27 protein-coding genes are annotated in these 24,485 nt (G+C 66.7%); 10 read left to right on the top strand and 17 right to left on the bottom strand.

Annotation, left to right across the window (positions count from 1 at the left end; genetic code table 11):
* Nucleotides 1–43: 43 nt before the first annotated feature.
* A complete protein-coding gene (locus tag FHT32_RS29995; RefSeq protein WP_176668200.1) occupies nucleotides 44–526 on the top strand; it encodes a MarR family winged helix-turn-helix transcriptional regulator in 483 nt (160 codons plus the stop codon).
* A gap of 51 nt (nucleotides 527–577) precedes the next feature.
* On the opposite strand, the gene FHT32_RS29990 is transcribed toward FHT32_RS29995, so the two are convergent.
* Nucleotides 578–1,114: a cysteine hydrolase family protein gene (locus FHT32_RS29990; protein ID WP_176668199.1), complete on the bottom strand. Its 537-nt coding sequence runs from the start codon at nucleotides 1,112–1,114 to the stop codon at nucleotides 578–580.
* Nucleotides 1,115–1,197: 83 nt separating this feature from the next.
* Nucleotides 1,198–2,793, bottom strand: a complete 1,596-nt coding sequence (locus tag FHT32_RS29985) for a triacylglycerol lipase (RefSeq protein ID WP_176668198.1) — start codon at nucleotides 2,791–2,793, stop codon at nucleotides 1,198–1,200.
* A 189-nt stretch (nucleotides 2,794–2,982) separates the two neighbouring features.
* On the opposite strand from FHT32_RS29985, the gene FHT32_RS29980 reads away from it, so the two are divergent.
* Together FHT32_RS29980 and FHT32_RS29975 are read left to right on the top strand one after the other, a co-directional pair.
* On the top strand, nucleotides 2,983–4,104 hold the full coding sequence (locus tag FHT32_RS29980) for an MBL fold metallo-hydrolase (RefSeq protein WP_176668197.1): 1,122 nt from the start codon (nucleotides 2,983–2,985) through the stop codon (nucleotides 4,102–4,104).
* A 96-nt stretch (nucleotides 4,105–4,200) separates the two neighbouring features.
* Nucleotides 4,201–4,818: a sce7726 family protein gene (locus FHT32_RS29975; protein WP_176668196.1), complete on the top strand. Its 618-nt coding sequence runs from the start codon at nucleotides 4,201–4,203 to the stop codon at nucleotides 4,816–4,818.
* On the opposite strand, the gene FHT32_RS29970 is transcribed toward FHT32_RS29975, so the two are convergent.
* The 8 genes from FHT32_RS29970 to FHT32_RS29935 all read right to left on the bottom strand — a co-directional run bounded on the left by FHT32_RS29970 (nucleotide 4,763) and on the right by FHT32_RS29935 (nucleotide 13,753).
* Nucleotides 4,763–5,860, bottom strand: a complete 1,098-nt coding sequence (locus tag FHT32_RS29970; protein ID WP_176668195.1) for a beta family protein — start codon at nucleotides 5,858–5,860, stop codon at nucleotides 4,763–4,765. The two genes, FHT32_RS29975 and FHT32_RS29970, sit on opposite strands and share 56 nt — an antisense overlap.
* Nucleotides 5,861–6,008: 148 nt before the next feature.
* Entirely contained in the window at nucleotides 6,009–6,200 is a 192-nt protein-coding gene (locus tag FHT32_RS29965; protein WP_176668194.1) for a hypothetical protein, read from the bottom strand.
* Between the two features lie 2 nt (nucleotides 6,201–6,202).
* Entirely contained in the window at nucleotides 6,203–8,599 is a 2,397-nt protein-coding gene (gene parC, locus FHT32_RS29960) for a DNA topoisomerase IV subunit A (RefSeq protein WP_176668193.1), read from the bottom strand.
* Nucleotides 8,600–8,643: 44 nt separating this feature from the next.
* Complete coding sequence (locus FHT32_RS29955) at nucleotides 8,644–9,765, bottom strand: kelch repeat-containing protein (RefSeq protein ID WP_176668192.1); 1,122 nt, start codon at nucleotides 9,763–9,765, stop codon at nucleotides 8,644–8,646.
* Nucleotides 9,766–9,788: 23 nt separating this feature from the next.
* Entirely contained in the window at nucleotides 9,789–10,694 is a 906-nt protein-coding gene (locus FHT32_RS29950; protein ID WP_256099219.1) for a lytic transglycosylase domain-containing protein, read from the bottom strand.
* A 19-nt stretch (nucleotides 10,695–10,713) separates the two neighbouring features.
* Entirely contained in the window at nucleotides 10,714–11,175 is a 462-nt protein-coding gene (locus FHT32_RS29945) for a hypothetical protein (RefSeq protein ID WP_176668191.1), read from the bottom strand.
* 30 nt (nucleotides 11,176–11,205) lie between these two features.
* Nucleotides 11,206–13,203, bottom strand: coding sequence for a DNA topoisomerase IV subunit B (locus tag FHT32_RS29940; RefSeq protein ID WP_176668190.1), 1,998 nt, complete (start codon nucleotides 13,201–13,203; stop codon nucleotides 11,206–11,208).
* Nucleotides 13,204–13,294: 91 nt separating this feature from the next.
* Entirely contained in the window at nucleotides 13,295–13,753 is a 459-nt protein-coding gene (locus FHT32_RS29935) for a hypothetical protein (RefSeq protein WP_176668189.1), read from the bottom strand.
* A gap of 185 nt (nucleotides 13,754–13,938) precedes the next feature.
* Between FHT32_RS29935 and FHT32_RS29930 the strand changes: the two genes are divergently transcribed.
* The 6 genes from FHT32_RS29930 (at nucleotide 13,939) to FHT32_RS29910 (ending at nucleotide 18,899) form a co-directional block, all read left to right on the top strand.
* Nucleotides 13,939–15,165 (top strand): MFS transporter, encoded by a 1,227-nt coding sequence (locus tag FHT32_RS29930; RefSeq protein WP_176668188.1) that lies wholly within the window; start codon nucleotides 13,939–13,941, stop codon nucleotides 15,163–15,165.
* Between the two features lie 42 nt (nucleotides 15,166–15,207).
* A complete protein-coding gene (locus FHT32_RS35165; RefSeq protein WP_256099218.1) occupies nucleotides 15,208–15,336 on the top strand; it encodes a hypothetical protein in 129 nt (42 codons plus the stop codon).
* A gap of 11 nt (nucleotides 15,337–15,347) precedes the next feature.
* Nucleotides 15,348–15,917 (top strand): bifunctional 2-polyprenyl-6-hydroxyphenol methylase/3-demethylubiquinol 3-O-methyltransferase UbiG, encoded by a 570-nt coding sequence (locus FHT32_RS29925; RefSeq protein WP_176668187.1) that lies wholly within the window; start codon nucleotides 15,348–15,350, stop codon nucleotides 15,915–15,917.
* Between the two features lie 43 nt (nucleotides 15,918–15,960).
* Complete coding sequence (gene dapA, locus FHT32_RS29920; protein WP_371132293.1) at nucleotides 15,961–16,887, top strand: 4-hydroxy-tetrahydrodipicolinate synthase; 927 nt, start codon at nucleotides 15,961–15,963, stop codon at nucleotides 16,885–16,887.
* Nucleotides 16,888–17,031: 144 nt separating this feature from the next.
* Nucleotides 17,032–18,117: an outer membrane protein assembly factor BamC gene (gene bamC, locus FHT32_RS29915; protein WP_176668185.1), complete on the top strand. Its 1,086-nt coding sequence runs from the start codon at nucleotides 17,032–17,034 to the stop codon at nucleotides 18,115–18,117.
* A gap of 5 nt (nucleotides 18,118–18,122) precedes the next feature.
* On the top strand, nucleotides 18,123–18,899 hold the full coding sequence (locus tag FHT32_RS29910; protein WP_176668184.1) for an MBL fold metallo-hydrolase: 777 nt from the start codon (nucleotides 18,123–18,125) through the stop codon (nucleotides 18,897–18,899).
* 79 nt (nucleotides 18,900–18,978) lie between these two features.
* On the opposite strand, the gene FHT32_RS29905 is transcribed toward FHT32_RS29910, so the two are convergent.
* From FHT32_RS29905 to FHT32_RS29895, 3 genes are all read right to left on the bottom strand, one after another.
* Complete coding sequence (locus tag FHT32_RS29905; protein ID WP_019655983.1) at nucleotides 18,979–19,260, bottom strand: hypothetical protein; 282 nt, start codon at nucleotides 19,258–19,260, stop codon at nucleotides 18,979–18,981.
* 94 nt (nucleotides 19,261–19,354) lie between these two features.
* Entirely contained in the window at nucleotides 19,355–19,858 is a 504-nt protein-coding gene (locus FHT32_RS29900) for a hypothetical protein (RefSeq protein ID WP_176668183.1), read from the bottom strand.
* The gene (locus FHT32_RS29895; protein WP_176668182.1) at nucleotides 19,848–20,990 is read right to left on the bottom strand and encodes a cupin domain-containing protein; all 1,143 of its coding nucleotides are present in this window, start codon (nucleotides 20,988–20,990) and stop codon (nucleotides 19,848–19,850) included. Before FHT32_RS29895 ends, FHT32_RS29900 begins: the two co-directional genes overlap by 11 nt.
* A 14-nt stretch (nucleotides 20,991–21,004) precedes the next feature.
* Between FHT32_RS29895 and FHT32_RS29890 the strand changes: the two genes are divergently transcribed.
* Nucleotides 21,005–21,529, top strand: a complete 525-nt coding sequence (locus FHT32_RS29890) for a peptidylprolyl isomerase (RefSeq protein WP_176668181.1) — start codon at nucleotides 21,005–21,007, stop codon at nucleotides 21,527–21,529.
* Between the two features lie 72 nt (nucleotides 21,530–21,601).
* On the opposite strand, the gene FHT32_RS29885 is transcribed toward FHT32_RS29890, so the two are convergent.
* The 4 genes from FHT32_RS29885 to coaBC form a co-directional block, all read right to left on the bottom strand.
* Nucleotides 21,602–22,102 carry a glycine zipper 2TM domain-containing protein gene (locus FHT32_RS29885; protein WP_126021744.1) on the bottom strand — a complete coding sequence of 167 codons (501 nt, stop codon included), beginning with the start codon at nucleotides 22,100–22,102 and terminating at the stop codon, nucleotides 21,602–21,604.
* 183 nt (nucleotides 22,103–22,285) lie between these two features.
* Nucleotides 22,286–22,732, bottom strand: coding sequence for a dUTP diphosphatase (gene dut / locus FHT32_RS29880; protein WP_019655978.1), 447 nt, complete (start codon nucleotides 22,730–22,732; stop codon nucleotides 22,286–22,288).
* Nucleotides 22,733–23,197, bottom strand: coding sequence for a hypothetical protein (locus tag FHT32_RS29875; protein WP_256099217.1), 465 nt, complete (start codon nucleotides 23,195–23,197; stop codon nucleotides 22,733–22,735).
* Complete coding sequence (coaBC, locus tag FHT32_RS29870; RefSeq protein WP_176668180.1) at nucleotides 23,197–24,420, bottom strand: bifunctional phosphopantothenoylcysteine decarboxylase/phosphopantothenate--cysteine ligase CoaBC; 1,224 nt, start codon at nucleotides 24,418–24,420, stop codon at nucleotides 23,197–23,199. Before coaBC ends, FHT32_RS29875 begins: the two co-directional genes overlap by 1 nt.
* Between the last annotated feature and the right edge of the window lie 65 nt (nucleotides 24,421–24,485).

Below are 24,485 nucleotides of genomic sequence, written 5' to 3'. Positions count from 1 at the left end.
ATCAGGCAGTGAATCACTTGGAGGCCGAACGACAATGCCCGGAATGCCCAAGAACAGAAGCAATCCGGTAGACGCCACACCAGCCGGCCGGCTGGTCGAAGCGTCCCTGCATCACGTGCTCGGCTATCAGCTCGCACAGGCGACGATCGTCACCGACGCAGTGTTCGCCGAGCGAGTGGGCGCACCTTTCGACCTGCGCCCGGTCGAGTTCACGGTGCTGTGCCTGATCCACGAAAACCCCGACGTGTCGGCCGCCCGCCTGGCGAAGGCGCTCGCGGTCACGGCACCCAACATCGCCGCATGGCTCGAACGGCTCGAACGGCGAGAGTTGATCCGCCGCACGCCGCACGCAACGGACCGCAGGGCCCAGCACCTTCGCACCACCCCGACCGGCGCCACCCTTGCGAGCAGCGCGACGCGGTCGGTCATCGAAGGAGAGCAGCAGGCGCTCGGCAACCTCTCCAAGGGCGAGCAAATGATCTTGATCGAGCTTCTGCACAAGGTTGCCATGTCACGCAGCGCGTGAGCGCTCAGGCAACGCGCACGTGCTCCGTGCGGTTCGTGCAGGCTGTGTTCTTCAGTCGCCGAAGGCGACTTCCGCGCTGGCGATTGCGCGGATCGGCACGCCGAAGCTCGTGATGTCCGCGAGCGTGGCGTTGTGATGCTCGCGGATCTTCGCGCCCGTGGCGTGCGGCTTGTCGTGCGAAGTGTGCGCATCGGCCGCGAGTACCACGTGGTAGCCCAGCGCGGCAGCGCGGCGCACTGTCGTGTCGACGCAGAACTCCGACGAATAGCCGCAGACCACCACGCGCTTCACGCCGTGCTCGGAGAGCCAGGCTTCCAGGGGCGTGCGCAGGAAGGAATCGGGCGTGATCTTGCGGATGCGCGCGTCGCGCGAATCGGTGTTGAGCACGCTCGCAAGCTGCCAGCGCTCCGAGTCGAATTCGAGGTCGACGGCGTTCTCGTGCTGGATGAAGGCCACCGGCACGCCGGCAGCGCGGGCGCGTTCGGTGAGCGCGTTGATGCGCTGCATCACCTCGTGGGCCTCATGGGGGCGCGGCGGATCGTCGCAAAGGCCACGCTGGACATCGATGACGAGAACGGCAGTTTTCATGGGTCCGGATCGGCGGGTTCTTGACCGGCGCGATTGTGCCCGACCCTGCCTGACCGGCGCCCTACTGCCAACCCCCAGGCGCTCTATTGCCAGGCGCTCACCTCCAGCCGCACCTTGCCGCTGATGCCCGGCGCGGCCGGCGCTGCGCCCAGGCTCGACAGCGGCACCACGAACTGCAGCTTGCCGCTCGCGAGCTGCTTGGGGCTCATCGGCAGCGAGGCGCGGCCGGCGGTGTCGGTCTGCCAGCCGTACTTGACGTTCCAGTTCTGCGCTGCGTCGTCCGGCTGCGGCGGCGCGATCTCGATGATCAGCGTGTCACGGAAGAGCGAACTGCCCTCGTAGTGGCCGTCGAGCCAGAACTTGTTGTTGACCTGGTAGTCGGGCACGCGCACGCCCAGCGTCATGGCGTAGGCCAGCGTGGGTCGGTCCTGCTTCACGCGCGCCCGGTTGGCGAGGAACACGGTCGATAGATAGATGGAGCGACGGTCGGCGGTAGCCGGGTCGGTCAATTCCTTGTGCGTGCGGCAGGCGGGCGAGTCTTCCTCGGCGATGCGGCGGCTGAGGTACCAGCGCTTGCCGCGCGGCGCGGCCAGCAGTTCGACCTGGTAGAGCGCATCGACGTCGGCGTCCTTGGGCAGGTCGGGCGGCAGGGTGACGCCGTCGACGTCGAACCACAGGTCCACGCGCACGTCGCCGAACAGGAAGCGCGTGAGGTTCTGGTAGGCCTCCTCGGAATTGACGATGCCGAAGTAGCCCGAGTGCGAGCGGTAGGTGTACGCGGTGGCCACCGGCTGCGTCTTGCCCGCCCCGTCGACGGCCCAGAGCGATGCGTTCTCGATGCGCACGAGGCCATCGCTGCCATGGCCCGCGAACATGCGCGAGAGGCCCTTGGCGGTCTCGTAGTCGCCACGGTTGGTGCCGACCATGCAGAAGAAGCGCTCGGGCGGAAAGGCCGCCGCAGGCAGGTAGTCCATGCGGCCGTTGACGGCGGGCGTGGCCAGGAACTCGGACATCTTCTCGCGGTTGAAGGTGTTCATCTCGTTCAGCGTGAGCCAGGCCGGCACGTTGATGCCGCCCATGTCGATGCCGTTGTGCGGCGTGGCGTAGGTGAACACCTTGTCGACGCAGGCGCGCGCGGCCGCGTCGCCAAGCGCGGGGTTCTGCAGGAAGGCGCGCACCACCAGCCCGCCCATGGAATGCGCGACGAGGTAGCAGCGGAAGTCGTCGGCCGTGAAGCCCGCCGGCCCCTCGCGCTTCACGACGAGGTCGCGCACACGCAGGATGAGCTGGCTCAGGCCCTGCGCGTACACCTTGACGTCCTTCGCCTTGCCGTCGCCCAGCAGCTCGGAGCCCGAGTCGTAGTAGCGGTAGATGATGACCGAGGCAGAGGGAATGCCGTCGACGTCGTTGCCGTTGGCGTCGGGCGAAGGCTTCCAGTCAGGGTCGAGGATGTCCAGGCCATTCTGGTAGACGCTCTGGTACTGGAAGTCGGCCAGCAGCCGCACCATCGGCGACTCGAAGACGAACTTCTGCGCCGGCGCCTCCTTCTTCACGGTGGCGCGGTACACCGTGGAGCCGATGTTGAAGCCGCAGAACGGATCGGCCGCCGTCTCGTCGCGCTCCGATTCGGTCATGGCGTAGCCGCGCACGTAGATGATGGGGTAGCGATTGCTGCTCATGGATCTGCCGCTTCCTGGAAATCGATGAAGTCCGGCAGTGTGCCGGGCCGCGTCGCTGCCCGCCATACGGCACATGGCATAGCACCGGAATGCCCCTCCCGCCCGAATGTTTCTATCGCTGAAACCATTGAAACATGCGCCTTCGATAGTCTCAGGCCATCCGACAAACACAATCCAGAAGGCTCTCCCATGGCTGAAGACCCCGGCTCGCAAGGCTCCTACCTGCCCCAACTCCTGCGCCGCGGCACCGCGCTCGCCGCAGCCGGCTGTGCCTTCGTGGCGGGCTGCAGCGCCGCCGGCGGCGGCGAGACGCGCTACGAGAGCTCGCCCCAGTTCAAGGATGGCGGCTTCCACAACATGGCCAACCCCGACCTGCCCCAGCAGGCCAGCGCGTGGCGCATCTGGTCGCGCTTCATCGTGGGCAGCAAGATCGACACGGTGCCGGTCGACCCCATCCCCGTGAAGCCGCTGGACAAGCCCACACTCGACGCGCTCGACACCCAAACCAACCACGTCGTGCGCCTGGGCCATTCATCGCACCTGCTGAAGCTGCGCGACAAGTACTGGCTGATCGACCCCGTGTTCAGCGACCGCGCGTCGCCCGTGCAGTGGGCCGGGCCGAAGCGCTTCCACAAGACGCCGATCGCGCTGGAGGACCTGCCGCCCGTCGAAGGCGTGATCCTCTCGCACGACCACTACGACCACCTCGACGTGGCGACCATCGAATACCTCGCCAGGGACGTGAAGCGCTACTTCGTGCCGCTGGGCGTGCGCTCGCGGCTGCTGGCGATGGGCGTGCCGGCCGACCGCGTGACCGAACTCGACTGGTGGCAGTCGGCCGAACACGACGGCGTGAAGCTCACCGCCACGCCCGCGCAGCACTTCTCGGGCCGCACGCTCGGCGACCGCGACCGCACGCTGTGGGCCTCATGGGTGGTGCAAAGCGGCGACCAGCGCATCTTCTACAGCGGCGACTCGGGCTACTTCCCGGGCTTCAAGCAGATCGGCGAGCGCTTCGGCGGCTTCGACATCGCGCTGATGGAGAACGGCGCCTACGACAGCATGTGGCCCGCCGTGCACATGACGCCCGAGCAGAGCGTGAAGGCCTTCGAGGACCTGCGCGGCAAGGTGTTCTTCTCGGTGCACAACAGCACCTTCGACCTCGCCTTCCACAACTGGCACGACCCGCTGGACCGCATCGCGGCCCTCACGGAAGCCAGGAAGATCGAGCTGGCGACGCCGGTGATCGGCGAAGTGGTGACGGTGGGAGCGGCGCGGACCAACACGCGGTGGTGGGTCGGCCTGCGATAGAAGCGATTCACCGCGAATACGGCTGTCGCGGCCACCTCGACGATGGTTCCGTCGCAAGAGCAAACTGCGAGTGCGATGCTCTATAGTTCGGCCGCCATGTCCGCCTCCCCCACGCCGATCAAGCCACCGAAGACCCGGGATCGCGACGTGCGGTCGCTCGTGCTGAGAACCGTGCTGGCCGATCATGCCAACGATGCCAATGCCCGAATAGTTCAGGAGCTCGGCTTGGAACACGGCTCATGTCGCGTCGACATCGCCGTCGTGAATGGTTACTTGCACGGGTTCGAACTCAAGAGCGACGCAGACAATCTTTCAAGGTTGCCCAGGCAGGTCGAGGCCTATTCCCGCTCGCTCGACAGGGCCACCCTTGTCGTGGGTAGTGCGCATTTGCCGGAAGCGCAGGCTTTGATCCCGTCATGGTGGGGAATCAAGGTCGTCCATATGGGGAGCAAAGGTGCCTTGAAGCTCGAAACGCATCGGAGACTGCGCAACAACCCCGACCCTTCGCTCTTTCACATGGCACATCTGATGTGGCGACACGAGGTGGTCGAGGTACTGAAGGCAAACGGCGCAACTCAAAAGGAAATGGGCCTGAATCGCGCTGGCCTGTATCGCTTGTTCGTTGATTCCTTTCAACCAGGCGACGTCCGGCGGAAAATCAGGGAGGCGCTAAAGTCCCGTGAAAACTGGCGACGTCCCGAACAGCCTTCGTAACATGGTGATTTGCAGCAACGGAGGGCCAGGTAGACGAGCCACCCGTTCCCTCCGAGCCTAGCGCGCAGCCATGAATGTAGGCATCCCCCCATGAATAGCCAGGCCCCGGGAAATACGAGGGACTTGCATTGATGATGCCTTGACACATAGCTTGATATTGCCCTCTTCCAAAGCGCTTGACCTGCGTCCCCACGTGCACGATCCATTCATCGCTCAACGTGTATTTGATCTTGGCATTGGGATCGACCATGCGCGGATCGAGCTCTCCCGTATTTGGACTCGATGTGGCGTAGTCTCCGAACGTGGGCTTTCTGGCGGAAACCGCAAGTTGCCGAACAAGCTCCTTGTATGCGAGCCATTCGCTTCTGGGAGTCCGTCCGTGCGGGCGATATTGATCGGCACCGAGTGCTGCAGGAAATGACGTACCGACCAAGGTGAGAGTGCGCCAGGGCGTCGCTGAAATCTGCGAAAGACAGGTCGACCACGTCGATACCTGTATTGGCAGGACCTCGGCAATTGACGCCTCAAGGTCGATGACAAGGTCAACGTAGCGGACCGGGATGGCGAGAGCCTGAATCAATGACTGAAGAGTTGATTGAAGCCCAGGTCCGAAATCATCCCTTTCCAGTCGGACGCAGACTCCGTTTTGCGTCCAGCCAACGATGAATTGGACAGCCGCCAGATAAGCGGGATGCCTTTGCAGGCCAATCACGGGAATCGCCGAACAGCCGGCCTGCCTTGCCTGCAGGAAGATGTGCTGCATATGGTGCACACCTGTCGAAAGTACGCTTGCACCGTCCAGATAGGGACTGTCGATAAAACAGGTCCGAGCGCCCCATTTGGAGAACAGCTTTTCCCCGAAGCCCGCCAAATGATCATCGAGCGAGCGCAGAGGCGCTTCCGTTTCGAAGTTCCATCCTTCGGTTGGTATTTCGAAAAGAGGGGTAACCCAGTCCTTGACGAGTTCTCCCAACCGCATGAGAGCTTGGTATTCGCCCATGCGCCACTTAAGCACAGGCACGTAGTGATTGTGATCGAACATTTTTCTTCTCCCTTGCCGAAATTGGCAAACCAATCTTAGAGAGAAAAATATTCAAAAAGGGAAGTATGGCGTTCAGTCTCGCGAATAGCACACCGTTGAATGATTGCGATGCGATTTCTATTCATCGATCGCTCTGGACCGCCAAGCTTCAGCCGCCGCGCTCCTTGCGCTCGCGGGCGCGCCGCACCTGGCGCGTCTCGTTCGCCTGCGAGACGATGCGGTCCTTCTCACGCTTCTTGGCCGCCCGCTTCTCGCGCATGCGCCGGCCCAGCACGTAGCTGCCGATGCCGGTGACCACGGCGATGAAGACGCCGATGACGCTGATGTCGATGCCGCCCATGGCTACTGCACCCGCACGATGCTGGTCGGCTTGAAGCCCAGGTCGGCTGCCTTGCCCTTGCGTGCGCGGCTGCCGCGTGCGTTGTTGAGCGTGCGGATCTCCAGCGTTTCCTCGCGCTCCTTGCCGCCGCGGCCGATGCCTTCGATCTTCACGCTGCGCGTGTAGGCGGCCGCGCCGGCCAGGGTGTCCTTGGCTTCCAGGTCGATCAGCGTGAGGCCGCGGCCGCCCTTGGGCAGGCTCTTGAGCTCGGCGATGTCGAAGGTCAGGATGCGTCCGCCGGTCGAGGCGCAGGCCACGTGCGTGGCCAGGGGCATCGGCTCGGCGCCGCTCGCGCCGCCCACCAGCGAGGGGCGACACAGCTGCTCGCCCTCGCCCACGTCGATGAAGGCCTTGCCGCCGCGCTGGCGCGACATCATGTTCTCGACCGTGGCGATGAAGCCGTAGCCGCCGGTGTTGGCCAGCAGCAGGCTCGCGCCCACCGGTCCCGCGAAAAAGTGCGTGACGTGCGTGCCCGCATCCAGGTCGATGAGCGTGGTGACGGGCTGGCCGTCGCCGCGGCCGCCGGGCAGCGACGCCACGGGCACGGTGTAGACGCGCACGCTCTTGTCCTTGGCGCTGCCGAAGACCAGCAGCGTGTCGACGCTGCGGCACTCGAAGGCGCCGTAGAGCGAGTCGCCCGACTTGAAGCTGTACTCGGGCGCCGCACCGTTTCCGTTGCCCGCCGCCTTCTCGCTGGCCCAGCCCTTCTGCGTACGGACCCAACCCTTCTGCGACACGATGACGGTGACGGGCTCGTCGACCACCTTCACCTCGGCCACGGCGCGCTTCTCGGCCTGGATCAGCGTGCGGCGCGGGTCTTCGAAACTCTTGGCGTCGGCCTCGATTTCCTTCACCAGCAGGCGACGCAGCGCCGCGGGGCTGGCGAGGATGTCTTCGAGCTTCTTCTGCTCTTCGCGCAGTTCCTTGAGCTGCTGCTCGATCTTGATGGCCTCCAGCCGCGCAAGCTGGCGCAGCCGGATTTCAAGAATGTCCTCTGCCTGGATCTCGCTCAGATTGAAGCGCGCGATGAGCGCCGCCTTCGGGTCTTCCGCCGCGCGGATGATCGCGATCACTTCATCGATATTCAGCAGCACCAGCTGCCGGCCTTCGAGGATGTGGATGCGGTCCTGCACCTTGCCCAGGCGGAAGCGCGAGCGCTTCTCGACGGTGATCTCGCGGAACGCGATCCACTCGTTGAGCATCTGGCGCAGCGACTTCTGCGTGGGCTTGCCGTCGATGCCGACCATCGTGAGGTTGATCGGCGAGGAGGTTTCCAGCGAGGTCTGCGCGAGCAGCGTGGTGATGAACTCTTCCTGGCTGATGCGCGAGGTCTTGGGCTCGAACACCAGGCGCACGGCGGCGTCCTTGCTCGACTCGTCGCGCACCACGTCGAGCACCGACAGCATCGCGGCCTTGAGCTGCGTCTGTTCCGCGCTCAACGCCTTCTTGCCGGCCTTGACCTTGGGGTTGGTGATTTCCTCGATTTCTTCCAGCACGCGCTGCGAGCTGACGCCCGGCGGCAGTTCGTTGACCACCAGCTGCCACTGGCCGCGCGCCAGTTCCTCGATCTTCCAGCGCGCGCGCACCTTGAGCGAGCCGCGGCCGGTGCGGTAGGCGTCGGCGATGTCCGCCGCGCTGCTGATGATCTGCGCGCCGCCCGGATAGTCGGGGCCGGGCACGATGGCGAAGAGTTCTTCCTCGCTGAGCTTGCCGTTCGACTTGATCAGCGCCACGCAGGCGTCGGCAATCTCGCGCAGGTTGTGGCTCGGGATCTCGGTGGCGAGGCCGACCGCGATGCCGCTGGCGCCATTGAGCAGCGTGAACGGCAGCCGCGCGGGCAGCAGGCGCGGCTCTTCGGTGCTGCCGTCGTAGTTGGGAATGAAGTCGACCGTGCCTTCGTCGATCTCGTCGAGCAGCAGGCTGGTGATGCGCGCCAGGCGCGCTTCGGTGTAGCGCATGGCGGCTGCGCCGTCGCCGTCGCGGCTGCCGAAGTTGCCCTGGCCATCGACCAGCGGATAGCGCTGAGAGAAGTCTTGCGCCATGCGCACCAGCGCGTCGTACGCGGCCTGGTCGCTGTGCGGGTGGAAGCGGCCGAGCACGTCGCCGACCACGCGCGCGCTCTTCACGGGCTTGGCGCCCACGGTGCCGTTGGTGCCACCGAAGCCCAGGCCCATGCGCGACATCGAATACAGGATGCGGCGCTGCACCGGCTTCTGGCCGTCGGACACATCGGGCAGCGCGCGGCCCTTGACCACGCTCAGCGCGTATTCGAGGTAGGCGGTCTGTGCGTAGTCGGCGAGGGTCAGGGTCGTGTCGCCGTCGGTGGGACCCTGGAGATCGAGCGGAGGTTGGGAATCCATGAAAGAACTGGTGAGAAAAACTTTTGTTGTTGCTGGCTGCGCGTTCAGCCCAGGGTAAAGGCCTCGTGGACTGCGGACTGTACGGCGCCGCCGAGCACCGCGCCGCCGCCGGCCACGTAGATCCAGTCGCCGATGACGGCCGCGCCCACGGCGTGGCGCGGCGTGGTCATCGGGGCGTGCCGCTGCCAGGTGTCGTCGACGGGGTTGTAGCTTTCCATCTGGCCGAACACCTTCGCCTGGCGCGGCACGCCGTCGACGAGGATGCCGCCCTCCCCGCCCATGGCGAAGAAGCGGCCGCGATACACCACGAGCCCGTGGCCCGATCGCGCGGTTGGCAGCGGCGAGCGCAGCTCCCAGGTGTCGCGCGCGGGCAGGTAGACGTGGTGCAGGTCGGTGTTGTATTCGAAGGTGTTGAAGCGCCCGCCGATCACATGGATCTGGCCGCCGTGCGACACGCAGCCCACGTGGTCGCGCGCGCCCGGCAGCGGCTTGCGGGCGGACCAGCGGTCGGCCTTCGGGTCGTAGACCTCGTGCCAGCCCACGCTCGCGCGCTCCGCGGCGGGCTCGGACGCGCCGCCGATCAGATGCAGCGCGCCGTCGAGCATCACGGCGGCTGCGGCGCCACGCGGACGGGGCAGTGGCGCAATGGCGCTCCAGCGGTTGGCGGCGATGTCGTAGACGTAGGTGTTGGTGTCGGAGCGCCGGTTCTGCTCGACGAAGCCGCCCAGCGCGTAGACGCGGCCGCCGTCGGCCGTCACCGCGACGTGGTTGGCACCGCGCGGCAGCGGCGCGCCGTCGAGCCAGCGGTCGGCCTTCGGGTCGTAGATGTGGTGGTAGTCGCGGTTGACCTTGCCTTCGCCATAGCCGCCGACCACGTGCATGCGCTCCATCGCCGCGGTGGCCCAGGCCATCTCGCTGCGGGGAATCGGCAATGCAGCGCGCGGCTCCCAGCGGCCCTGCGGGCCGGGCGGCGCGGAGCTCTCGATGAAGCGCTGGGCTTCCTGCTCGGGCGTCATGTGGTGCGGCACGCCGCCTTGCAGACGCGCATAGGGCTCAGCCGAGGAAGGCACGGCCGGCAGCGTGTCATGCGTGGCCGCGTGCTGGGCGCGCGCCGCGCCCGCAGCCATGCCGGCAGCGGTCGCGAGAACGAAGCTTCGACGATCCATGGCCTCCTCCCTGCTCCGGTCGATCAGGACATCGGCGTGCCCGGTGGCGCATCGGCCGCGCCCGTAGGCACTGTCGACGGCTCGGGGATGTCGGGCATGGCCGGCATGTTGCGGGGCGCGTCCGACGGCATGTTGCCGCGGCCGAGCGCGCCGCCCTGCGGCACGGTCAGCTCCATGCGGATGCGCCCCGGCGTCTTGCCACCGCGTGCGACCGCGCTGCCGCCGGTGGCAACGGAGGGCTTCAGGTACGCATACAGCTGCAGCACCGTCTGCACGTAGTTCTGCGTTTCCTTGTAGTTCGGGATCTTGTTGCCCGCGCGCTGCACCGCACCCTCGCCCGCGTTGTAGGCGGCCAGCGCGAGCTCGATCTGCCCCGGGAACATCGCGATCAGGTCGCGCAGGTAGCGCGAGCCGGCGGCGATGTTGATGCGCGGATCGAACAGCTTCTTCTCGATGGTCGCGCGCTTGTCCGCCGCGACGCCGTAGCGCTGCGCGGTGGCGGGCATGAGCTGCATCAGGCCCATCGCGCCCTTGGGCGAGACGGCCTGCGCGTCGAAGCCCGACTCGGTGGCCACCAGCGCCTGCAGCAGTTCGTAGTCGATCGCGTGCTTGCTCGCCGCATCGCGCAGCGCCGACTTGGCGGTCTTGTAGCTCGGCGAAGCCTCGAACATCGCCAGCAGGCTCTGCGAGGCCGGCGGCACCTTGCCGTCGAGCTTGCCCACGCCGCGGCCCAGCGGGGCGATGCCGTTGGCGGTATCGAAGCTCTGGCCGCCGCGGAAGAAGATCTGGTAGCGCTCGTCGAGCTTCTCGGAGGCGAAGTGCGCGTTGCCCTTGCTGTCGATGTAGCCGTAGATGTCGGTGGCGTGCGCAGCCTGCTGCGACAGCACGAGCGCTGCACACAGCATGAATGGACGGAACCAGCGTTTCATGGCGATGCGGGTCCTGCCTTCAGAACCACCAGCCGTAGCGCTTGCGGCGCTCGGCGTGAACGGCGGCATCGTCGCCCATGCTCTTCGCATGGCCGCCGCCCTTTAGTCCGACCCAGAGCGACATGCCGCCCAGCGCGAGCACTGCGAAAAAGACGGGCAGATGTTCGACCTCGATGCCGGTGAAGATCATCGACACGGCCAGTCCCAGGAAGATGAGCGCAGCGCTCCAGCAAAGGATGCGGCGCGTCCAGAGCCACGTGGTAGCGACAACCCGCTCGACGCGGCTGGGCTCGGCGTTGTCGTTGACCGCGTCGTCCCACCAACCCATCCAGACGAACACGAATGCCAGCAGGATGCAGATTCCGGCGAAGAACATGTTCGCGGCCTGCCCGACCTGGTCGCGCTCCGCCAGCAGCAGGCCTGCTGCTCCAGCAACGCAAGCCCCTGCCAGCGAACCGCAAATGATCTTGTGTCCGTTCATGCCCTGTCGTGAGAAATGTCCCGGCCGGAATCAGACGTCGATATCGACGTCATCGGCGCGCAACTCCATGAGCTCGCGCCGCGCCGCCGCTTCGCCCTTGCCCATCAGCTTGGTGATTTCGCCCTGGGTGGACGTGAAATCGAAGCGGCCCAATTGGACCTGCATCAGGCGCCGGGTGTCGGGATTGAGCGTGGTTTCCCACAATTGTTCCGCGCTCATTTCGCCCAGGCCCTTGAAGCGGCTGATGCTCCAGGCGCCTTCGCGCACGCCGTCCTTGCGGAGCTTGTCGAGCGTGGCGGTCAGTTCGCCTTCGTCCAGAGCATAGACCTTGGAGGCCGGTTTCTTGCCGCGCGCGGGGGCATCGACCCGGAACAATGGCGGCTTCGCGACATACACGTGGCCGGCTTCGATGAGTTTCGGAAAGTGCCGGAAGAAAAGCGTGAGCAGCAGCACCTGGATGTGGGAGCCGTCCACGTCGGCGTCGCTCAGGATGCAGATCTTGCCGTAGCGCAGGCCGCTGAGGTCGGGCGAATCGCCGGGGCCGTGCGGATCGACGCCGATGGCAACCGAGATGTCGTGGATTTCGGTGTTGGCGAAGAGCCGATCGCGCTCCACTTCCCAGGTGTTGAGCACCTTGCCGCGCAGCGGAAGAATGGCCTGGCTTTCCTTGTCGCGGCCCATCTTGGCGCTGCCGCCGGCGGAATCGCCCTCGACCAGGAAGACTTCGTTGTGGCTGATGTCCTTGCTCTCGCAATCGGTGAGCTTGCCGGGCAGCACGGCCACGCCGGAGCCTTTTCGCTTCTCGACCTTCTGGCCGGCGCGCTGGCGGGTCTGGGCGGCCTTGATGGCCAGTTCGGCCAGCTTGCGGCCGTAGTCGACGTGCTGGTTGAGCCACAGCTCCAGCGCGGGGCGCACGAAGCTCGACACGAGGCGCACTGCGTCGCGCGAGTTCAGGCGCTCCTTGATCTGGCCCTGGAACTGCGGGTCGAGCACCTTGGCGCTCAACACATACGAGGCGCGCGCGAACACGTCCTCGGGCAGCAGCTTCACGCCCTTGGGCAGCAGCGAGTGCAGCTCGATGAAGCTCTTCACCGCATTGAACAGGCCGTCGCGCAGGCCGCTTTCGTGCGTGCCGCCGGCGCTGGTCGGAATGAGGTTGACGTAGCTCTCACGCACCGGCTGGCCTTCCTCGGTGAAGGCGACGGCCCAGTCGGCACCCTCGCCCTCGGCGAAGTTGTCCGCGTTCTTGTCGGCGTGGCCGCTGCCTTCGAACAGCGGAATGACCGGGTCGCCGTTGAGCGTCTGCATCAGGTAGTCGCTCAGGCCGCCCTTGTAGAGCCACTGCTGCGTTTCCTTGGTCTTCTCGTTGACGAGCGTGACGCTCACGCCCGGCATCAGCACGGCCTTGCTGCGCAGCAGGTGGGTGAGTTCGCCCATGGGCAGCGCGGCGGTCTCGAAGTACTTGGCGTCGGGCCAGGCACGAACCGTGGTGCCCTGCTTGCGCTCGCCGGCCTCGAGCTTGCGGACCTCCAGCGCCTCGATCACGTCGCCGCCGCTGAAGGCCAGCTTCGCGACCGAGCCCTCGCGGTGCGTGGCCACCTCGAGGCGCTTCGACAGCGCATTGGTCACCGACACGCCCACGCCGTGCAGGCCGCCCGAGAAGCTGTAGGCGCCGCCCGAGCCCTTGTCGAACTTGCCGCCGGCATGCAGCCGGGTGTAGACCAGCTCGACCACGGGCGCCTTCTCTTCCGGATGAAGGCCGAAGGGAATGCCCCGGCCGTCGTCTTCCACGCTGACCGAGCCGTCGGCGTGCAGCGTGACCTTGATCTTCTTGCCGTGGCCCGCGAGCGCCTCGTCGGCGGCGTTGTCGAGCACTTCCTGGATGATGTGCAGCGGGTTGTCGGTGCGGGTGTACATGCCCGGGCGCTGCTTGACGGGCTCGAGGCCCTTGAGCACGCGGATGGAGCCTTCCGAATAGCCGGAGGATGCGGACGATGAACTGGGGGGAGTCTTGGGGGGAGTCGCCATGGGGGCGGATTGTAGTCAGTACCCGCCAAACAACTGGATACCCATACAGGAGCCTGCCGGGCTCGGCAGGCGGCGGCCCGCACGGGAGCGGCTACTTGTCGAGGAGGGCCTGGCCCGAATAGGCGAGCCAGCCCAATTCGGCCTTCGCCTTTTCGGGTGTCTCCAAGTCCAGCACGATGCTGCCGGTCACGAGCCCGAAAGACGGCGACATGCGCACGTATTTGGTTTCGCCTTCCTCGAGCGGAATACCGAGCGTTTTCTGGGGGTCGGCCACGGTTGCCGCCAGGTAGGTGCCCGCAGGACGGTCGACGAAGAAGAAGCTGCCGGGCCTCGACTTTCCGACAGCCACCTTGTCCAGGCGGACGCCCGGCTGCAGCGCGGAGCCAAAGGGCGTGTCGGCCCGGAAGAAGAAGATGCGCCCCTCGCCCGGCTTGATCTTGGCAAGGACGTTGGCCATGTCACGGTACTTCGTGCCGCCGTTACTGGCGCAACCCGCCGACAGCAGCGCCAATGCGGCAATGGCGATGAATTTCAGGGCGGTTCTTCTCATCGTCGACATCCTTCCTGGAGGAATTTGAAAACAGAAAACCACCGGAATGTAACGAATCGCAGCAAAGGCTTGTGACAAGGCATGCCACCAATGCGTTGCGTGCATTGAAACCCGCCCGATAAATCATCAATGGCTTTGGCCGGTGCGCCACCTGCTCGAGCAGGCGAATAGTTACATTCGAAGTCATGCAATCCCCAGCCGCCCCCGCCCTCTCGGTCAAGCAAGTCCTTTTCTGCGGGGCGATGATCGTCACGCTGTCGATGGGCATACGCCACGGTTTCGGCCTCTGGCTGCAGCCGATCACGCAGGCGCAGGACTGGAGCCGGCAGACCTTCTCGTTCGCGCTGGCGATACAGAACCTCTCGTGGGGCATCTTCGGCGTGTTCGCGGGCATGCTGGCCGACAGGTTCGGCGCGTTCAAGGTGCTGATCGGCGGCTCCATCTTCTATGCGCTGGGGCTCTTCGGCATGGCGCATTCGCCGACGCCGCTGCTCTTCACGCTGAGCGCGGGCATCCTGATCGGCGCGGCGCAGGCGGGCTCGACCTACGCGGTGATCTACGGCGTGATCGGGCGGCAGATCCCGGCCGAGCGGCGCTCGTGGGCCATGGGCGTGGCGGCGGCGGCCGGCTCGTTCGGGCAGTTCCTCATGGCGCCCATCGAGGGCCGGCTGATCGGCAGCCTGGGCTGGCAGACGGCGCTGGCGGTGGTAGCGGTGCTGGCGCTGGTGATCGTTCCACTGGCCTTCGGGCTGCGCGAGCCGAAGACGGCGGCACAGGCCGGCCACCGCGAGCAATCGGTGATGCAGGCGGTGGGCGAGGCCTTCCGCTACCCGAGCTTCGGCCTGCTGATGGCGGGCTACTTCGTCTGCGGCTTCCAGCTGGCCTTCATCGGCATCCACATGCCGACCTACCTGCGCGACCGCAGCCTGCCGGCCGAAGTGGCGGGCTACGCGCTGGCGCTGATCGGCCTGTTCAACGTGTTCGGCACCTACACCGTGGGGCTGCTGGGGCAGAAGCTGGCCAAGCGCAAGATCCTGGCGGCCATCTACTTTGCGCGGGCGGTGTCGATCGCGCTCTTCCTGATCGCACCGATCTCTCCGATGAGCGTGTACCTCTTCTCCGCGGCGATGGGCTTCCTGTGGCTGTCCACGGTGCCGGCCACCAATGCCATCGTGGCGGGCATCTTCGGCGTGGCGCATCTCTCGATGCTCAGCGGCTTCGTGTTCCTGAGCCACCAGGTCGGCTCCTTCCTGGGCGTGTGGCTGGGCGGCTACCTGTACGACACCACGGGCAGCTACGACATCGTCTGGTACATCGCGATCGCGCTGGGCGTGTTCGCGGCGGTGGTCAACCTGCCGGTGAAGGAAAGCGCCATTCCGCGCGGTCCGCAGCCGGTGGGCGCCGCGGGCTGATCCCGAGCCGGTTGCGTGTAAAACAGGGCCATGACTCCCCGGATGCGACATCACATCGTCCACGCAGGCTGGCTGGCCGCCGCGCTGGCGGTGCTGGGCGGCGTGTTCGCGCTGTACGTGCATCCGGACTTCCTGGTGACGCTGGTCGACCAGATCTGGTCCTGCTTCTGAGCCTCATTGCTATGAAAGAAATAGCGCCGATGCACGGCCTGGGTGCACCTTCCGAATGGATCGTGCGGTGGTCGCACCTGCTTGCGACCGGCACGTCGGTGCTGGACGTGGCCTGCGGCGCGGGGCGGCACATGAAGTGGTTCGCCGGACGCGGGCACGCGGTCACCGGCGTCGACCGCTCTCCCGAGGCCGTCGAGGCGGCAAGCGCGTTCGGCAAGGTGGTCGAGGCCGACATCGAATCCGGCCCCTGGCCCTTCTCCGGCCGGGCCTTCGGCGCCGTGGTCGTCACCAACTACCTCTGGCGCCCGCGCATGGCCGACATTTTGGCTGCCGTGGCGCCGGGCGGCGTGCTGCTCTACGAGACCTTCGCCGCGGGCAACGAGACCGTCGGCAAGCCCTCGCGGCCCGACTTCCTGCTGCAGCCGGGCGAGCTGCTGGCGGCATGCGCCGGACTGCGCGTGGTGGCGTACGAGGACGGCTTCATCGAACAGCCCGAACGCTTCGTGCAACGCATCGCAGCCGTTCGCCCGGCCGCGGCCGATTCCGGCCTGCCGGCGCGCCGCTTCCTTAAGGGAAACTAAGGGGCCCGGCGCCGCTGTCTGGCCGGGCGCCGGAGTAAGTAGAATCGGCGCTTTCGTCCACCGACAAAGAGATTCCCCCTTGGAGCAACTGACAGGCAGCATCGTCGCGCTCGTCACGCCGATGCACGACGACGGCAGTGTCGACTACCCCGCCCTGCGGCGACTCATCGACTGGCACATCGAAGAAGGCACCGACTGCCTGGGCGTGGTCGGCACCACCGGCGAATCGCCGACGGTCGATGTCGAGGAGCACTGCGAAATCATCCGCGTCTCGGTCGAGCAGGCCAAGGGCCGGGTGCCCGTGATGGCCGGCTGCGGCGCGAACTCCACCAAGGAAGCCATCGAGCTCGCCAAGTTCGCCAAGGGCGTGGGCGCCGACTCGCAGCTCCAGGTCGTGCCCTACTACAACAAGCCCACGCAAGAGGGCCAGTACCAGCACTTCAAGGCCATCGCCGAAGCCGTGGGCGACCTGCCCATCGTGCTGTACAACGTGCCCGGCCGCACGGTCGCCGATATGGCGCACGACACCGTGCTGCGCCTGGCACAAGTGCCCGGCATCATCGGCATCAAGGAAGCCACCGGCAACATCGAACGGGCCCAGTGGCTCATCCGCGAAGTGCCGAAGAACTTTGCCGTCTATTCCGGCGACGACCCGACCGCGGTCGCGCTCATGCTCTGCGGCGGCCAGGGCAACATCAGCGTCACGGCCAACATCGCGCCGCGCAAGATGCACGAACTGTGCGTGGCTGCGCTGGCGGGCGACGTGAAGCGCGCCATGCAGATCCAGTTCGAGCTCATGCCGCTGCATCGCAACCTGTTCGTGGAGCCCAACCCGATCCCGCTGAAGTGGGCGATGGCAAGGCTCGGCCTGTGCGGCGGTACGCTGCGCCTGCCGCTCACCGAACTCGGCGAAGCGAGCCGCCCCGCGGTCGAGGGCGCCCTGCGCGCCACCGGCCTGCTGAAGGGCTGAGCACTCCTCTCCAGCACGTCCCGGACCCGCCTTTCCCCTGGCCGCAGCAAGGTTAAGCAACCTTTTGCCCGAACCGCGCTCAGAGATGGCGGCGGGCACTGCGGCCCCTAGATTGACCGAACCATTCCAACAAGGAAGACGACGTTGAAGAACCTTTCGCGACTTGCACTGCTGGCCCTCGTTGCCAGCCTCGCCGCCTGCTCCGTCCTCGAGAGCGACAAGATCGACTACAAGAGCGCAGGCAAGGCCCCGACGCTCGAAGTCCCACCCGATCTCTCCCAGCTCTCGCGCGACAACCGCTACGCCATCCCCGGCGGCGCCGTGACCGCCAACTCGTACCAGGCCGGCATCGCCAACGCCCCGGGCATCCCCACCGCGGTGGCCAACATCGGCGACGTGCGCATGGAGCGCTCGGGCACGCAGCGCTGGATCGTCGTCAACCGCACCCCCGACCAGCTCTGGGACCCGGTGAAGGACTTCTGGCAGGAAAACGGCTTCCTGCTGACCACCGACCAGCGCAACCTGGGCATCATGGAAACCGACTGGGCCGAGAACCGCGCCAAGCTGCCGCAGGACATCATCCGCGGCACGCTGGGCAAGCTGGTCGACTCGGTCTACTCGACCGGCGAACTCGACCGCTTCCGCACCCGCCTGGAGCGCAGCACCACCGGTACCGGCACCGAGATCTTCATCAGCCACCGCGGCATGCAGGAGGTCTACAACAACTCGCGCCAGGACCAGACCGTGTGGCAGCCCCGCCCGAGCGATCCTGAGCTCGAGACCGAATTCCTGCGCCGCCTGATGGTCAAGCTCGGCGTGTCGCAGGAACAGTCGAAGATCCTGGCCGCGACCACCGCGACGCCCAAGACCGCGACGATCTCCAAGGTCGGCAACCAGCCGGTCGTGCAGATCAGCGAAGGCTTCGACCGTGCATGGCGCCGCGTCGGCCTCGCGCTCGACCGCACCGGCTTCACCGTGGAAGACCGCGACCGCACCGCCGGCGTCTACTTCGTGCGCTACGTGCCGCCGAACCCCGACAAGAAGGAGCCCGGCTTCTTCGGCAAGCTGTTCGGTGGCTCGAGCAAGACCGAGGCGCCCGCGAAGTTCCGCATCTCGGTCAAGGGCCAGGGCGAATCCACCACCGTGTCGGTGCTCAACGAAGCCGGCGCGCCCGAGACCTCGGTCAACGCCGAGCGCATCGTCAAGGTCATCGCCGACGACCTGAGATAACCCGCATGCTCCGCTTCCGAAGCCTCGGCAGCGGCAGCACGGGCAACGCCGCGCTGGTCGAGACGACCAGCGCCGGCCGCACCTCCCGCCTCCTCGTCGACTGCGGCTTCGGCATCAAGCAGCTCGACCTGCGCCTGGCCCAGGCAGGCCTTGCAGCCAGCGACATCGATGCGGTCTTCGTGACACACGAGCACGGCGACCACATCGGCTGCGCCCATTCGCTGTCGCGGCGCAACCGCATTCCAGTCTGGATGAGCGAAGGTACGTGGCTCGCCACCGGCGGGCGCGACTTCGAGGGCCTGCTGAACCTCGCGCGCGACGATGCCGAGTTCACGGTCGGCGACATCTGCGTGCAGCCCTTCACCGTTCCGCACGATGCGCGCGAACCGCTGCAGCTGCGCTGCACCGACGGCAACCGCACCCTGGGCGTGCTGACCGACCTGGGGCACGCCACGGCCCACGTGCTGGCACGGCTGGGCGGCGTGCATTCGCTGCTGCTGGAGTTCAACCACGACAGCGATCTGCTGGCGAACTCGAGCTACCCGCCCTTTCTCAAGCACCGCGTGGGCGGCAACTACGGGCACCTGTCGAACACGGCCGCCGCGGAGATCGCACGCGCGCTTCTCCACGACGGGCTGCGGCACGTGGTCGCGGCCCACCTGAGCGAGCAGAACAACCGGCCCGAGATCGTGCGGCGCCTCATGGCCGAAGCGCTGGGCGGCAACGAGTCGGAGATGCTGACGGCCACGGCCAGCGCAGGCTCGCCCTGGCTCGACGTCTGAGCGCCAGGGCCCTCACGCTCTCCTAAGAAAAAAAGCCGCCTCATGGCGGCTTTTTCATCGCTGATGCAGCGCTTGCTGTTTACTGCTTCGGTGCTTCATTCTTCTTCGCGGCCTCGGTCGCAGCGTTCGCAGCATCGAGCGCTGATTGAGAGCCCGAGGAAGGCGCGGTCGACGACGAAGACGATGCGCCCGGATCGGCCGATGGTGCAGGAGCCGGAGCGGCGGGTGCAGGCGCGGGTTCGGTCACAGGCGCAGGAGGCGGCGTCACTACAGCCGGCGCTGCATCCTCCTTCTTCCCGCAGGCGACGAGCGCGGCAGCGGCAATCAGCGAGGCGATCAGGACGGACGATGACTTCTTCATGGAAACTCCTTTGGCAATGAAGGTCAGGAACGAAAAAATTCTAGACCTGCATATCCGCCCGAATATGTCTCGCGGCCGCATTCGCGGCATTGGCTTACAAGCCGAGTGTCGATGCCGGAAACGCGGCGCGCCCGAGGCGCCAGAACTCTTCGATGGCCTCGCGCAGTTCACGGCGCGCACGCGAATCGGTCCCGCTCACGCCCCTGCCGCGTTCAGGGTCGATGCGGTGCACGAACCATGTGGGCGTCCAGATGGCGCTCGGCACTTCCGAGCCCGCGGCCTTGCCGGTGGCGCGGCATTCGATGATGTGGTCCCACATGCGGCGCCATGCAACGAAGCGCGCATGGCCGCGTTCGAGAACGTCGTAGCGCTGCGCGAGCAGCATCAGGCGGCGGCCGCTCGCCGACCAGGCTTGCAGCGCCTCGATGGTCGCGCGCTCGCCGAGGGGCCAGTCAACGAAGTCGGCGTCGCTGAAGACGATCTCCTTCCAGCCCTCGCGCGCCGCGGCAGAGAGCGCGTTGCGCAGGAGCGCATCGAAGGCTTCGCGGCCGTCGAAGCGCCCTTCAGGCAAGGCTGAACCGGACGCCTCATCCGGCATGGAGCCACCCTGCCTCGCACCACTCGCCAAGCAATGCAAGAGCGCCCTCGCTGGCACGCGCGAGTTCGCGCGGGCCGAGCTCGCGGCGGTCGGCCAGCTTGCGCATCAGCGTCGCGTCGGCACCGCCCGCGCGAAAGCTCTCTCCGTTGATGTAGATGTGCCGCGCGTCGTAGAGCATGCGCGTGCGGCGATCGAGCTTCACGTGCTGCATCGCGTCGGGCGCCTCGCCGCCTTCGCCGAACCAGACGTTGGCCTTGGGCTCGGTGAGCGACTCGCCGAGAGCGCGCTCGATGGCGTCGGGGTCGCGCAGCGCAGCCTCGATGGCCTTGCGCGCAAAGCCCTGCAGCGCGGCGGGCATCGCTGCCGGTGCATCGACCGCCGGCTGCGTCGGATCACGGTAGCGCGCCAGCTCGGCCGGGCCGGCGTCTTCCAGGTCTTCCGCATAGGCCTGCGCCATGCGCGCGAGCAGGTCGGCGCCGAACTCGCCAAGTGCCGACGAACGCAGGCCGATGGAGCAGGTCATGCAGTCGTCGCCCACTGCCACGCCATCATGGGCATAGCGCGGCGGCAGGTAGAGCATGTCGCCGGGCTCGAGCACGAAGGTCTGCTCGGGCTCGAAGTTCTCGAGGATCTTCAGCGGCAGGCCCGGCTGCAGGCGCAGGTCGCCCTGCTTGCCGATGGACCAGCGCCGGCGCCCCTGCGCCTGCAGCAGGAACACGTCGTAGCTGTCGAAATGCGCGCCCACGCCGCCGGTGTCGCTCGCATAGCTGATCATCAGGTCGTCGAGGCGGGCGTCGGGCAGGAAGCGGAACTGCCGCATCAGTTCGTGCACGCCCTCGTGATGCAGGTCGACGCCTTGCACCAGCAGCGTCCACGCCGGCTGCTTCAGCGGCGGCAGTGCGCGCCGGGCGAGCGGCCCGTGCTTCAGCGACCAGCCGGCCTTGCCGTGGCGGATGAGGCGCGATTCGACATCCTCACGCCCGGCAAGCGCGAACAACTCGGAACGCTCGATCGGTGGCACCATCGCGGGTATCGCCTGCCGCACGAGCAAGGGTTTCTTCTGCCAATGCCGCCGCATGAACTGCGCGGCGCTCAGGCCACCCAGCAAGGGCAGCGGTTTGTTGATCTCCATGGGAGAATTCTGCAATGGAAATCTCTGAACAATGCGTGGTCGGCCTGACCTGGACGATGAAAGACACGCTCGGCGACGTGCTTGACGTGCTCGACGAGCCGGTCGAATTCCTGGTCGGCGGCGACGATCTCTTCGACGTGATCGAAGCGGCCCTGCAGGGCCATGAACCCGGCGCCCGGGTGCAACTGCAGATCGAGCCGGAACAAGGCTTCGGCGACTTCAACGACCAGTTGCTCTTCCTGGAGCCGCGCTCGCTCTTCCCCGAAGGCACGGAAGAGGGCATGACCTTCGACGGCTCCGCCCTGCCCAAGGGCGTGAATGCCGACATTCCGAAGGACACGATCTACACCGTGGCCGAGATCTATCCCGACCACCTCGTGCTCGACGGCAACCATCCGCTGGCCGGCATCGCGATCCGGCTCGACATCACGGTGCGCTCGGTGCGCGAGGCCACCGAAGAGGAAATCGGCCGCGGCACGGCAGGCACGGGCTTCTTCAAGGTCGCGCCGATGGCGCCTGGCAACGAGACGCTGCACTGACGGCGGCATGCGCCACCCATGAAAAAGCCGGGCATGCCCGGCTTTTTCGTTCCCCGACGAGCGGGGGTTCGCTTACATCCGCGAGATCTGGCCGTTGTCGATGCGCACGCGGTCGCCGATGCGCAGGTCGCCGGGGCTCTGCACGTCGAAGGCGCGGTAGCCGCCGCGGTCGGTCTGCACCGACACCCGGTACATCTCGTAGACGCGCGGACCGTTCTGCTGCGCCTCGATGGTGTTGCCCAGCAGGGCGCCGCCCACGATGCCCAGCGCGGTCGCCGCGGCGCGGCCATTGCCTCGGCCGAACTGGTTGCCCACCACGCCGCCGATGACGCCACCGGCGACGGCACCGCCACCCGTGGTGCCGGTGCCGGCGGTTTCGCTGCGCAGCACCTCGATGTTGGCCACGTGGCCGTACTCGACGTAGGAAGCTTCCTGATAGGGAATGGCCTGCGGAGGCGCCTGGTAGGGATAGCGCGAGGTCTGGTAGACGGGCGCCGGTGCCACGCACGCCGTGAGCGTGGCCACGGCCAGCACGGAAGCGGTGACGGAAACAAAGCGCATTGAGATCTTCATGTTGGAGGCTCCTCGGAAAGAACGATGCAAGGATGATGAATGCATGCACCCTGCGTGTGCCTGACTAACGCCGCAGCATCGGCCGCGATGACGCCGTTCACACACTGAAACCTTCGAGGCCGCAAGGCCCGGGCCGGTTCCGCTCTTTACCGCCCGGAAACTCAGCCGATCTTCAGGATTCGCTCAATGTTTGCCGGTGGAGCCGTATCCGCCCTCGCCGCGTTGCGTAGGTGCAAATTCCGTGACCACACGAAACTGCGCCTGCACCACGGGCACGATCACCAGTTGCGCCAGCCGCTCCATCGGGTTCAGCACGAAGGGCGTGTCGCTGCGGTTCCAGGCGCTGATCTTCAGCTCGCCCTGGTAGTCGCTGTCGATCAGGCCGACGAGGTTGCCCAGCACGATACCGTGCTTGTGGCCCAGCCCCGAGCGCGGAAGGATGAGCGCCGCATAGGCCGGGTCGGCCAGGTGGATGGCGATGCCGGTGCCCACCAGCTGCCAGCCGTTGGGCTCCAGCGTGATGGGGGCGTCGAGGCAGGCTCTCAGGTCGAGGCCCGCGCTTCCGGGGGTGGCGTATGCGGGCAGTTGATCCACCATGCGCGGATCGAGGATGCGAACGTCGACTTTCACTTAGTTGTTGCCTTGTTTCTGTTGCTGTTCTCTTTGTTTTCGGGCCGCCTCTTCGAGCACCTGCTGCCACTTGGCGACGCCGGGGGTGAACTTCACGCCCTTCAGTTTCTTGCCGAACCAGGCGGCCAGCGCCGCCAGGACGATCAGCACGCCGAAGGGCACGCCCGCCGCCCAGAGCACCAGGAATGCCAGCGCGCCGAAGATGCCGAGCACCTTGAGCAGCGCCGGGTCGAACGAGCCCGGCTGCTTTCTCGGCACCTCGCCGGGCGGCAGCTCGGCGCGCTGCATCGCGGCCGTGACGGGGCCCTGCCCCTGGTGCGGGCCCGCGGTCGGCGTCATGCCGACGTCGAGGCCGTGCTCGCCAGGCGAAGCGGCCCGCTTCGGCAGCGCCGCCTGCGCGGCCAGCCGCTCGACATAGCGGGCGAAATCGCCGTTAGGCGGCGTGTTCCATTCGGGGTTCATCATCAGACCCTCCAGTCGGGAAGCCTCGCTGCGATCTCGGTCATGAGCTCGCGCGCCAGCGTGAGCTTGGGTGCGCGCGGCAGTTCGCGCACGCCGTTGGCATCGACCAGCAGCAGCGCGTTGTCGTCCTGCCCGAAGGTCAGCGGGCCGATATTGCCCACCAGCAGCGGGATGCCCTTGCGCTCGCGCTTGGCCTTGGCGTGTTCGGCAAGGTTCTCGCTCTCGGCGGCGAAGCCCACGCAGAAGAGCTTCTTCGACTGCGCCCGCTCGCTCTTCGCGACGGAAAGGAGGATGTCGGTGTTTTCGGTGAAGTGGAGCACCGGCGTCCTGCCGCTGCCGTCCTTCTTGATCTTCTGATCGCTCTGTGTGGCCGGGCGCCAGTCGGCAACAGCCGCCGTAGCTACAAAAATGCTAGCACTCTGCGCAGCGCGCGTGGTGGCTTCGAGCATGTCCTGCGCCGAGAGCACGTCGACGCGCGTCACGCCGCGCGGGGTGGGCAGGTGCACCGGGCCGGCCACCAACGTGACCTCGGCGCCCGCCTCGCGGGCAGCCCGGGCGATGGCGAAGCCCATCTTGCCGGACGAATGGTTGGTGATGCCGCGTATCGGGTCCAGCGCCTCGAAGGTCGGGCCGGCCGTGACCAGCACCTTCTGCCCCGCCAGCAGCTTGGGGCTGAAGAAGGCGGTGATGTCTTCCAGCAGCTGTGCCGGCTCCAGCATGCGGCCGTCGCCGGTCTCGCCGCAGGCCTGCCAACCGTTACCCACGCCCAGCACGGTCGCGCCGTCGGCGGCCACCTGCATCAGGTTGCGCTGCGTGGCGGGATGAACCCACATCTCGCGGTTCATGGCCGGGGCGATCAGCAGCGGAACGCGGTCCATCGGGCGGGCCAGGCACATCAGGCTCAGCAGGTCGTCGGAGCGGCCCTGCACCAGCCGGGCGATGAAGTCGGCGCTGCAGGGCGCCAGCACGATCGCGTCGGCCTCGCGGCTCAGGTTGATGTGCGGCATGTTGTTGGGCTCGCGGGTGTCCCACTGCGAGGTATAGACGGTACGCCCCGAGAGCGCCTGCATGGTCACGGGCGTGATGAACTGCTCGGCCGCCTCGGTCATGACCACCTGGACGGTCGCGCCCGCCTTCACGAACAGCCGGCACAGCTCGGCCGACTTGTAGCAGGCGATGCCTCCGGTGAGGCCCAGGACGATGTGTTTGCCGGCGAGGTCTTGCATGGGCTGTATTGTTGCTCACATGCCATCGGCCCCAAGGCAACAAGCCCTTGGCGGGAGGTGTCGCG

This window comes from Variovorax sp. SG517 (assembly GCF_013376045.1).
Classification (GTDB): domain Bacteria; phylum Pseudomonadota; class Gammaproteobacteria; order Burkholderiales; family Burkholderiaceae_C; genus Variovorax.
The sequence above is the reverse complement of the archived record's forward strand: the minus strand, read 5'-3'. Positions and strand labels throughout refer to the sequence as shown.